Annotated in this window: 11 protein-coding genes; 8 read left to right on the top strand and 3 right to left on the bottom strand. The window is 52.6% G+C overall.

What is annotated here, in order from left to right; translation table 11 throughout:
* Positions 1 to 124 precede the first annotated feature (124 nt).
* The gene (locus tag VMT71_00935; protein HVN22504.1) at positions 125 to 349 is read left to right on the top strand and encodes a hypothetical protein; all 225 of its coding nucleotides are present in this window, start codon (positions 125 to 127) and stop codon (positions 347 to 349) included.
* Between the two features lie 582 nt (positions 350 to 931).
* Here the strand turns inward: VMT71_00935 and VMT71_00930 are convergent.
* A complete protein-coding gene (locus tag VMT71_00930; protein HVN22503.1) occupies positions 932 to 1288 on the bottom strand; it encodes a hypothetical protein in 357 nt (118 codons plus the stop codon).
* A gap of 809 nt (positions 1289 to 2097) precedes the next feature.
* Between VMT71_00930 and VMT71_00925 the strand changes: the two genes are divergently transcribed.
* Entirely contained in the window at positions 2098 to 2760 is a 663-nt protein-coding gene (locus VMT71_00925) for a methyltransferase domain-containing protein (GenBank protein HVN22502.1), read from the top strand.
* A gap of 31 nt (positions 2761 to 2791) precedes the next feature.
* Here VMT71_00925 and VMT71_00920 read toward each other — a convergent pair whose 3' ends face one another.
* Together VMT71_00920 and VMT71_00915 are read right to left on the bottom strand one after the other, a co-directional pair.
* Positions 2792 to 3625 carry a metallophosphoesterase gene (locus VMT71_00920; protein ID HVN22501.1) on the bottom strand — a complete coding sequence of 278 codons (834 nt, stop codon included), beginning with the start codon at positions 3623 to 3625 and terminating at the stop codon, positions 2792 to 2794.
* A 209-nt stretch (positions 3626 to 3834) separates the two neighbouring features.
* Positions 3835 to 4956, bottom strand: a complete 1122-nt coding sequence (locus tag VMT71_00915; protein ID HVN22500.1) for an ATP-dependent 6-phosphofructokinase — start codon at positions 4954 to 4956, stop codon at positions 3835 to 3837.
* Between the two features lie 272 nt (positions 4957 to 5228).
* Here VMT71_00915 and VMT71_00910 point away from each other — a divergent pair, with 272 nt between their 5' ends.
* The 6 genes from VMT71_00910 to phoU form a co-directional block, all read left to right on the top strand.
* A complete protein-coding gene (locus VMT71_00910; GenBank protein ID HVN22499.1) occupies positions 5229 to 5501 on the top strand; it encodes a hypothetical protein in 273 nt (90 codons plus the stop codon).
* A gap of 137 nt (positions 5502 to 5638) precedes the next feature.
* On the top strand, positions 5639 to 6682 hold the full coding sequence (pstS, locus tag VMT71_00905; protein ID HVN22498.1) for a phosphate ABC transporter substrate-binding protein PstS: 1044 nt from the start codon (positions 5639 to 5641) through the stop codon (positions 6680 to 6682).
* Between the two features lie 47 nt (positions 6683 to 6729).
* A complete protein-coding gene (gene pstC / locus VMT71_00900) occupies positions 6730 to 7692 on the top strand; it encodes a phosphate ABC transporter permease subunit PstC (protein HVN22497.1) in 963 nt (320 codons plus the stop codon).
* Positions 7689 to 8537 (top strand): phosphate ABC transporter permease PstA, encoded by an 849-nt coding sequence (gene pstA / locus VMT71_00895; protein HVN22496.1) that lies wholly within the window; start codon positions 7689 to 7691, stop codon positions 8535 to 8537. The genes pstC and pstA overlap by 4 nt, the downstream gene beginning before the upstream one ends.
* Positions 8519 to 9277, top strand: a complete 759-nt coding sequence (pstB, locus tag VMT71_00890; GenBank protein HVN22495.1) for a phosphate ABC transporter ATP-binding protein PstB — start codon at positions 8519 to 8521, stop codon at positions 9275 to 9277. Before pstA ends, pstB begins: the two co-directional genes overlap by 19 nt.
* 46 nt (positions 9278 to 9323) lie before the next feature.
* Positions 9324 to 9979: phosphate signaling complex protein PhoU (gene phoU, locus VMT71_00885; GenBank protein ID HVN22494.1), on the top strand; the 656-nt coding region annotated here is incomplete at its 3' end.

Below are 9979 nucleotides of genomic sequence, written 5' to 3'. Positions count from 1 at the left end.
CAGCATATAGAATCAATTGCGTTTCTTCGGTCGTGAAGTGTCTCGTGAATAGGCTGACTCAGACAGGGTAGTGTCGTATACTCTTCTCGTAGACAGGGCACCGAATATTGATTGTTAGGTACTTATGAACAATACTTACTTCGTGATTGAATTCGGGGTACATGTACCGGAAGACTCTCTCTCATCAATCATCACGGGAATAGGAGCATACGGTAACGTCTCTGCCAATAGCCAGCCCAACCAGTACGAAGTTGAAGTACTCAGGAAATCAAACGTCCTGAAACTAAAGCAGAGGCTCTTAGAATGGGAGCGCTACGGATTCCTCAAGTGGCATATCGAAGAAAAGTAGAATCGTGTCTTCTCTTCGACCGATACAGAGTACAGATTGGTACGTTTAAATCGAACTAACGTCAACAGCATCCAAAATCCACTTTTTCTCGAACACGTCGTTCATCTCATATCTGTGCTTGTCAGCGTGCTCGGGTCGTTCCAAATGCACTCAAATCGTCAATCCCACAGCCGATCTACAGAAGTAACCTAACTCCTTCGTCAGCAAGGTCTATCGTCAATTGTAGATGGATTTACAGATTACAGGCTATTGCTGGTGGGCCGTCTTAGGATCCAGCGGGTAACACCGTAGGGGTTCAAATCCCCTCTCTCGCATTCTGAAACATATCAAGGCCTTCCGGCTTTCCCCCTGACCGTATTCTTGTCGTCTGAATGGGATTGTGCCTGGGTTTGTGCTTGGCTCTGATAATATAGTGTGTGGATGACCTCTGGTCTTGAGTCGGTAAGATTCGTATGTTGAGCATCTTAGAATATCTGAAAGGTCTCCTTGAGGTTTCTTCTGTGATCGAGAATTTCCTCTTGTCGCGTGATCTCTAACTGTGAAAGAATGGGGAGAAGAGGGGTTGTGTAGGTTAGGGTCGTCTCATTCCTTCCTGCGGCACAGCACTTCATGAAATGATTCCTGAAAAGAGTCGGGTGATATATGCTCCCAAACCACGGGGGCCTTCTCCTGTTCGTACGTGATGTCGCGGAATGTCTTGTTGACGCAGTCCATTTCTACATAGTGTCTTCTGCCTGTATCCTTTTTGGCATCCTCGAGTGTTTTTGCCACGGTGTACCAAAACCTGATCTTTCCTTTGGGGACCTTTCTTACAGCATGGAAGTCAACGTAGAACCCGTAATTTTCTGCACGGAGAGGCGTTACGAATTGCCAATTTGACGCCTCGGCGACGGAGGAGAAGAGTAGAATGAGCAACAAGGAGGACAGAGCCTTCCTCATGTATGCACTCCCGTGGTGCGACTCGTGTAACGTAAGGTCAGATGCATATCGTTATAGTGGGGTGAGGCCCCAATGTATCATACATGCTATCACTGACACCCACACACAATACGAGACGGCCCTGGCGGAAAAGCTTCAGAAGCAAATAAACGAAGTCGAGGCGTCAATGCAAGAAGTGTTTGAAAGCTTTCCTCTTAAGTATGCATCTCGGCATTGTTTGTGACCCTCAAGCGGGATTGAGAGCTGTAGGGGAAACGGGTTCTATCGTACGTTGAGCTCTCACGAGTTTCATTATTTCAGCACTGTACTTCTCTGCACATCGCGGGCAGAGACCATGGCTCAAAACCATATCGGCTATTTTCCGTAAACCATCCAGGTTCTTCCAATGCCCTTTATCGTCTTTTACTTTCTCACATGAGCTGCAGATCAATACGAAATCCTCTTGGACCGAACAGCCGGAGCCCAGATATTTTAGAATCGGTATTTCGAAACCTCTCACGTCCTTGTCCTCTCAACGGGGTCTGAAGTTTTTCAGTGCAGAAATGGTACCAACGTTGGTTAGAACATAACCAATTAGTTTTACTAAGGATTGCTTCTTCAAGGATCAATTTTCGGAAAAAAATGCAGGATTCTTCAGACAAAATCGTGGGGGCAAGTGAAGGGTATTCCAACCATTCCTGCGACTATCTTGCGAACGACAGGAAGGCGCATCATCCGGGTTTCGTTGTAATCGACGTTTTCTTCTTGTTATGTGATCTGTGCTGTGAAAGAATTTATGATAAAAGAGGTTCTCAGAGGCGGAGATGGAAATGGACCCAGATAGAGCAGCATTGAACCATCAGCAGGAACATTGGGAGAAAACCTATGTCGAGAATGTAGACATGTTTGGTGACGAACCCAGCTATCCTGTTCTTAAAGCAGTTGAGACGTTCAGGAAACAGAAAGCAAAGACTATTCTGGAGCTTGGAAGTGGTCAGGGCAGAGACACCTTGTTCTTAGCACAACAAGGGTTCAGGGTCTATGCACTCGACTACAGTGAGGAAGGCCGGAGGACCATAAAGAAGAAAGCCAGAATAATCGGTATTTCATCTTCGGTCATAACGATGCATCACGATATTCGTCAACGTCTCCCTTTCGATGACAATTTCTTCGATGGATGCTACTCACACATGCTCTACTGCATGGCGCTCACTACCTCGGAACTTGAGTTTCTCTCAGAAGAAATCCGTCGAGTGCTCAAACCTGGTAGTCTCAACATCTACACGGTCCGTCACACGGGAGACCCTCACTATAGGACAGGAACACATCGTGGTGAAGATATGTGGGAGATAGGAGGAGGATTTGTCGTCCATTTCTTCAATAGGGAGAAAATAGAACATCTGGCAACGGGCTATCAGATTGTAGGTATCGAGGAGTTTGAGGAGACCGGATTGCCGAAGAAGTTGTACCTTGTAACACTCAAGAAAAGTTGATCATATCATCCGTAAGACCGCTTCTATTTCTTCACGCACGCTCGAGGTGAAAGAGCGTGACCTCGGGACGGACATTGAATCGCACCTGGAGCGTATGGCCGATCCCCCTGTTGATGTACATGCGGCGTCCGCCAGAGAGCGCAAACTCGCCTGACGTGTACCGTCGGTTCCGCACAGGCAGCAGAGGGGGCGGGAGAAAGGGGGGTTTGCACTGCCCGCCGTGAGTGTGTCCGGCGAGAATCCATCCTGTGTAGCCTCCCCAGCCCGGCAGATCAGCCGCGTCCGGGTTGTGGGCCAGTACGAGGGATGCCTTGGCAGGATCAAGGGCCGCGAAGGTCCTCACCGGCTCAAGACGACCAGCCCACAGGTCATCCAGCCCGGCAATCTGCAGGTCGTCGACCTCAGCGACCTCGTTGCGCAGGATTCGCACTCCCGCCGCAGCGAGCAACGTGACGAACCTGTCGGCAATCCCCGAGTCCTTCCACGTGCTGCCATAATCGTGGTTGCCCAGCACTGCAAAAGTAGCACGTCTTCCTCGCGGCAGCTGCGGAAACATCCGGCCGGCATGCGCAAAGACGTTCCTCTCGTAGCTCGTGAAGTCGCCCGTATAGACCACGATGTCGGGAGCAAGTCGTTTCACCTTCTGAAAGGCGTGGATCAGGTAAGCGTCGTCCACATGCGGACCGATGTGCAGGTCACTGAGCTGCACCAGCCGGGCGCCCGCAAGGCAGTCTGGCAGGGAGCGCACCGGCAGCCGCCGTGGTACGATCTCTACCCAGCGAGGCTCCCAGCGCCATGTGTAGACGCCCGCGCCGAGACCGGGAGAAACAGCCAGCAGACGGAGAAAGTGACGACGGGTGATCATATCTCGTTTCTATCCTGGCAGATGCCCACGACAGCGCGTGCGTCAGATGTCGATAGCCCGGCGCGTGTGTCCCTCATAATCTTGTAGTATCGGCACATACCGCTCCTGCATTAAGGGGGACGGGATAAAAAAATCGGCTTGCAGCAAACATGCTTCTAAAGAACATCCTTGGTCGGGACTTCCATCCGTGCGGTAAGCGTGCACGCGGCTCAGTCGCCAAACGACGTGCTCACCAGCCGCGCACTTTCGATCAGCGGGTGATTGATCGGCACGAACTTCTTCTTGCCCGCGACCTCTTCCAGAGGCACAGCCTTGATCTCGCGGCCCTGGACTGCAACCATGACGCCGTAGTGCTCCTCTTTAAGGAGACGGACACACTCTGTGCCCAGCCATGTAGCCAATACGCGGTCCGCCGCGGAAGGCGTCCCTCCCCGCTGAAGGTGACCCAGAATGGTCAGGCGGGACTCCTGCCCTGTCAATCGCTCCAGTTCCTTAGTAAGCCCGATGGTGTGCCCCACATGCGCCTCATGGAACGCGCTGAGTTGATCCGATGCTTTCTGCCGCGCCTGCTTGCTTTCGGCATTGCGTTTCTTTGTTGCAAGTGCCTCGACTGTCTTGGCGTCCTGCTTTGACATGGCGCCTTCAGCCGCCACCACAATGCTGAATCGCTTTCCTTTCCGGGTTCTCTCGCGAATAGACTCTGCAACGCGCTCCGCTCGATACGGAATTTCAGGAATCAGGATCACGTCCGCGCCACCGGCCGTGCCGGCGCTCAGCGCCAGCCATCCGGCCCGATGACCCATGACCTCGACGACGATCACCCGATTATGACTCGTAGCCGTAGAATGAAGCCTATCTATTGCCTCCGTCGCAATGCTCACCGCAGTGTCAAAGCCGACACACGTGTCGGTCACGGCCACATCATTGTCAATCGTTTTTGGAAGCGTCACCACATTGAGACCAGCGTTCTTCAGGAGTATCGAGTTCTTCTGGGTACCAGCGCCTCCGATGCATACGAGCGCATCAAGATGGTGTCGGTGATAGGTATCGACAATCGCATCGGTCATGTCCCGCGTCTTGTCCCCTATGGTCATACGGTTTGGTTTGTCACGGCTGGTCCCCAGTATCGTGCCGCCGTATGTCAGGATCCCGGAGAGGGTACGGTCATCCAGTTCCATACTGCGATCCTGCACCAGGCCGCGGAACCCATTGAGAAAACCGATCACGTGCATGCCGTACGCATCCTGGCCGCCCTTGCCGATGGCCCTGATCAGCGCATTGAGCCCCGGGCAGTCACCTCCACTGGTTATAACGCCTACATGTTGTGCCATGTTTCTTCTCCCACTTTCATTGTCTGCCCCGCTGTTCAAAGTTTCTTACGATATTACACCGGCCGCATTTCGAAACCTTGAATGCCTGGATAATCATACCACGCCAGAGCCCGCCCGTAATATGACCGGGCGTGTCATTTCTGGATATGGAGACTTGCAACTCTTGCGCCAATCAAAATTAACCACCTTTTCATCGCGTCTTCATCTGATTTTAATGCAGAGTCTGTACCCTTTCAGCAATAAATCGCCGGACTATGAAGGAGGATACACACATGGATTTTGACCTTGTTTTTCCGTCAACCCCGGTAAGAAAACCCAATGGTAGGTCCTTTGCAAAAAACGTTTCTTCTTTTGGAAGATACGCCATCGAGGCTGAATGTTCTTTGCTCGGCAGACTCCATAAAGTCATCAGCCTGTCGCTTCTTTGTTTCAACACATGGTTAAGACCTTCGAAATCAGACTCCAAAGGGGAACCTCTCAGCGCTATTCAGGAACAGGATCCTTATCTGGAACGTTTGCTGATCGCCCTCCGTGAACTGAAATAGGATGTAAAAGCCAGACCAGGTATTAACCGAAAATTAACACTTTCTTCACACAATCTTAAAGAGGACTGATTAAACTACTATAGCTCATCAATTCAGGACACTTATATCTATCAAGTCCAGTAAACGAAGGAGGCATCATGAAACGCACCACGATCTGTCTGGTAGCGGCACTGACTCTGCTTGCGATCGCAAGCAGCGGTATGGCCAAGGAACAGGAGCTGATAGGAGCCGGCGCGACCTTCCCCTATCCGCTCTACTCGAAGATGTTCGACGTCTACAGCAAGGAGTACGGCACGAAAGTGAACTATCAGGCAATAGGTTCGGGCGGCGGCATTCGCCAGCTTATCAATAAGACCGTCGACTTCGGGGGAAGCGACGCGGTGATGAGCGAGGAGGACCTCAAAGCTGCGCAGGCGCCTGTGCTTCACATTCCTACGGTAGCGGGCGCGGTTGTGGTTACCTACAACATTTCGGGGAACCCGTCCATCAAGCTGGCTCCTGATATCGTTGCGGACATTTTCCTCGGAAAGATAAAGAAGTGGAGCGATCCGCGCATTGTTTCAGCGAATGCAGGAGTGAAAATCCCGGACATGGCGATCACTGTGGTCCACCGCTCCGACGGCAGCGGTACGACCAACATCTTCGCCGATTACCTAAGCAAGGTAAGCAACGAATGGAAAGAGAAGGTCGGCACAGGAACATCATTGAACTGGCCGGTGGGCCTCGGCGGAAAAGGCAATCCCGGGGTGGCCGGGCTCGTCCAGCAGACACCCGGAAGCATTGGCTACGTAGAGCTCATTTATGCGCTCCAGAACAAGATGGCTTTTGCCGACATCAAGAACAAGAAAGGCAACTGGGTAAAGCCGTCGATAGCGTCAACAAGCAAAGCAGCCAATATTACCCTGCCCGACAACATGATGGTCAGCCTCACGGACACGGACGCGGCCGACGGTTATCCTGTGGCCGGCTTCACGTGGATCCTCATGTACAAGGAGCAGCAGTACGGCGACCGTGCGCAGGACAAGGTGGATGAACTCGTGAAGCTTGTATGGTGGATGACGCACCAGGGCCAGAAGTACGCTGAGCCCATGGAGTACGCGCCGCTTTCCAAGGCAGCGGCGGACAAAGCGGAAAGGCTGATCAAGGCTGTCACCTACGGGGGAAAACCCGTCATGAAGTAACCCGAAGCCGTACCATATAGCAAACCTGCTTGATGAGAACTATATCTATGTTAGAATCGACTGGGCAGATGATTCAACCGATGAACCGGGCGGATCAAGAAACGCAGGCGCAAGCAGCGCGCCTGCGCTACAGAGCAGGCCTCACTCTTTCCGAACCTGCATTTCGCAAAATTCTCTATCTTGCGGGTGTAAGCGTCCTGGTACTCCTCATCGCGATCTTCCTCTCGCTGCTTTTCGCCTCGCTGCCGTCAATCAAGAAACTGGGCATCAGGTTTCTCATTGGTCGCACATGGGACCCGGTCACGTCTCAATTCGGCGCACTCCCTTTTCTCGTGGGTACGCTGGTGACGTCATTCCTGGCCCTGCTCATTTCAACCTTCTTTTCTATACCCATCTCCATTTTTCTCGGTTACTATTACCGTGAAGGAAAAGCCTCCTCCTTCGTAAAGACTGTCATCGAACTGCTCGCTGGTGTCCCGTCAGTCATCTATGGTTTCTGGGGCCTTTTCTTTTTCATTCCCATTATCCGCTTCATAGAGGTCGAGCTTGGCGCCGCACCGTACGGGGTCGGTATCCTCGCATCATCTCTTATCCTCGCGGTCATGATCATACCTTATTCAGCCTCGTTGGGCAGGGAAGTGATAAACCTTGTCCCCACTGATCTCAAGGAAGCTGCGCTCTCGCTGGGCGCAACCAGGTTTGAAGTGGTGCGCAAGGTGATTCTCCCCTACGCACGGTCGGGTATATTCGCAGGCGTCCTGCTTTCCCTGGGAAGGGCTCTGGGTGAAACCATGGCTGTCACCATGCTCATAGGCAACTCAAATTTTCTTCCAACGAGCATCTTCAGCCCCGCCAACACCATGGCCAGCGTCATCGCGAACGAGTTCACGGAAGCAACAGGGGCGGTCTATCTTTCCAGCCTTGTCGAGCTTGCGTTGCTGCTCTTCGTGGTCACTACGGTGATCAACGTCATAGGCAAGGTCGTCATTATCAAAACGAGCGTGACATGAAAGACAGCGCATTGAGGAGGAGAATTTTTGCGGATCGAGCTTTTCAGGTTGTAGTGGTCTTCCTCTCTTTCTGTTCTATCCTGCCGATGTTCTTCATACTCTTTTTTATCTCGAAGAACGGGATCACGTCGATCAACTGGAATTTCCTCACAAAACTTCCAGCACCGGTGGGCGAGACAGGTGGGGGGATCAGCAATGCCATCCTCGGCAGCGCTCTATTGATCGTGCTTGCCAGCATCATTGCAGTCCCGCTCGGCATACTGACCGGGATTTATCTGTCCGAATACAGGAAGGGGAAGTTCGCTTATCTCTCGCGCCTGTCGGTCGAGATATTGATGGGTATACCCTCGATTGTCATCGGCATCATCGCGTACGTCTGGGTGGTGAAGCCCTTTGGTTCTTTTTCCGCAGTATCCGGCGGCGTGGCACTCGGGATCATGATGCTTCCGGTCATTGTGATGTCGACTGAAGAGACGCTGAAGCTTATTCCGGATACATTGAAAGAGGCATCGTTGGCGCTGGGGGTCTCCTATCCGAGAACTATCCTCAAAGTGATACTGCCGGCCGGCCTGAGCGGGATAGTCACAGGAATGCTCCTCGCAGTTGCCCGTATAGCGGGCGAGACGGCGCCGCTTCTCTTCACGGCCTTTGGAAGCCCCTTCATGGCGCTCAGCCTTTTCAAGCCGGTCAGCGCCCTCCCTCTTACCGTCTTCAACTATGCCACCAGTCCATATCCTGAGTGGCATGCCCTTGCGTGGGGCGCTTCCTTCGTGTTGCTCGTTTTTGTCCTTGCGCTTAATCTGCTTGCAAAAGTTGGGATGAGGAAATGGAAGGTCCAGTTCTAAAGATCGAGCATTTCTCAGCAGGCTTCGATAGCAATCAGGTCCTGAAGGATATCAACCTCTCTATCTTCAGGAACAAGATTACGGCGGTGATGGGACCATCGGGCTGCGGCAAAACTACTCTCATACGCTGCATCAACCGCATGCATGAGCTTATTCCCAACGCCCGCGTTTCCGGGAAAATCCTCCTCGATAACGAAGACGTGTTTGACATCGATCCAATCATTGTGCGGCGCAAGATCGGCATGGTCTTTCAGCGACCCAATCCCTTTCCCACTATGAGCATCTACGACAACGTGATAGCCGGCTACAATCTCAACGGTATCAGGGTTGCCAAGGTGGATAGGGACCGGATCGTTGAGGAGTCTTTGAAGAAAGCGGCCCTATGGGACGAGGTGAAGGATGTCCTGCATCGAAAGGGCACGTTCCTCTCGGGAGGGCAACAGCAGAGGCTCTGCATAGCGCGGGCCCTTGCAATGGACCCGGAGATAATCCTGCTGGACGAACCGACGTCGGCGCTCGATCCTAAATCGACGACGCACATAGAGGAACTGGTTGTCCACCTGAAAAACACGGTGACGATTATCCAGGTTACGCATAACATTCCCCAGGCAGCCCGCATCTCGGACTATACGGCATTCATCTACCTCGGTGAACTGGTCGAATTCGGACCAACCGAGAAGCTCTTCACAGTGCCTAAAGATAAACGGACCGAAGAATATCTAACGGGAAAATTTGGCTGATACCGGTGTGAATTCAAACCCGGTCTATAGAACGTAGGGGGCACACATGCTGGAAGACAGACTGCCCGCGCTGAAAGAGCAACTTATCGAGTATGGCAGCCTCGTTGAAACTATGATTGACAAGGCCATCCAGGGCCTGATGAGAAAAGACCGCATCATGCTCAGTAATGTAATCGACCGGGACGAACCGCGGGCGAATGCGCTGGAGATAGGGCTGGATGAGCTTTGCACCACACTCATCGCCCAGTACCAGCCCATCGCCAGGGATCTCAGGACCGTGCTCATGATCCTGAAGATGAATAGCGACCTTGAGAGGATGGCGGATCATGCGGTCAACATCGCCGAAAGCGCCATGTTCCTGGTGGAGCGCGCTCCCGTGAAACCCCTGCTCGACATACCTCGCATGGCCGAAGGCGTTGTCCGCATGGTCAGCGACAGCCTGCGTTCTTTTATCACTGAGGATGCAAAACTCGCGAAGTCGGTGTGCGAGAGAGATGATGAGATCGACAGCCTCGCGCGACAGGTCCTGCGCGAACTGATCACGTACATGAGTGCCGACCCATCGACCATTGAGCGTGGGCTCCACCTGCTGGACATAGCAGGGAACTTAGAGCGGATAGCCGATCTTTCGACCAACATCGGGGAAGATGTCATCTTCATGGTCGAAGGCCGCGTTATAAAACACCACAAAGAAGAAGAGCA

The sequence above is a fragment of the Syntrophorhabdales bacterium genome (assembly GCA_035541455.1).
GTDB lineage: Bacteria > Desulfobacterota > Syntrophorhabdia > Syntrophorhabdales > WCHB1-27 > JADGQN01.
The sequence above is the reverse complement of the archived record's forward strand: the minus strand, read 5'-3'. Positions and strand labels throughout refer to the sequence as shown.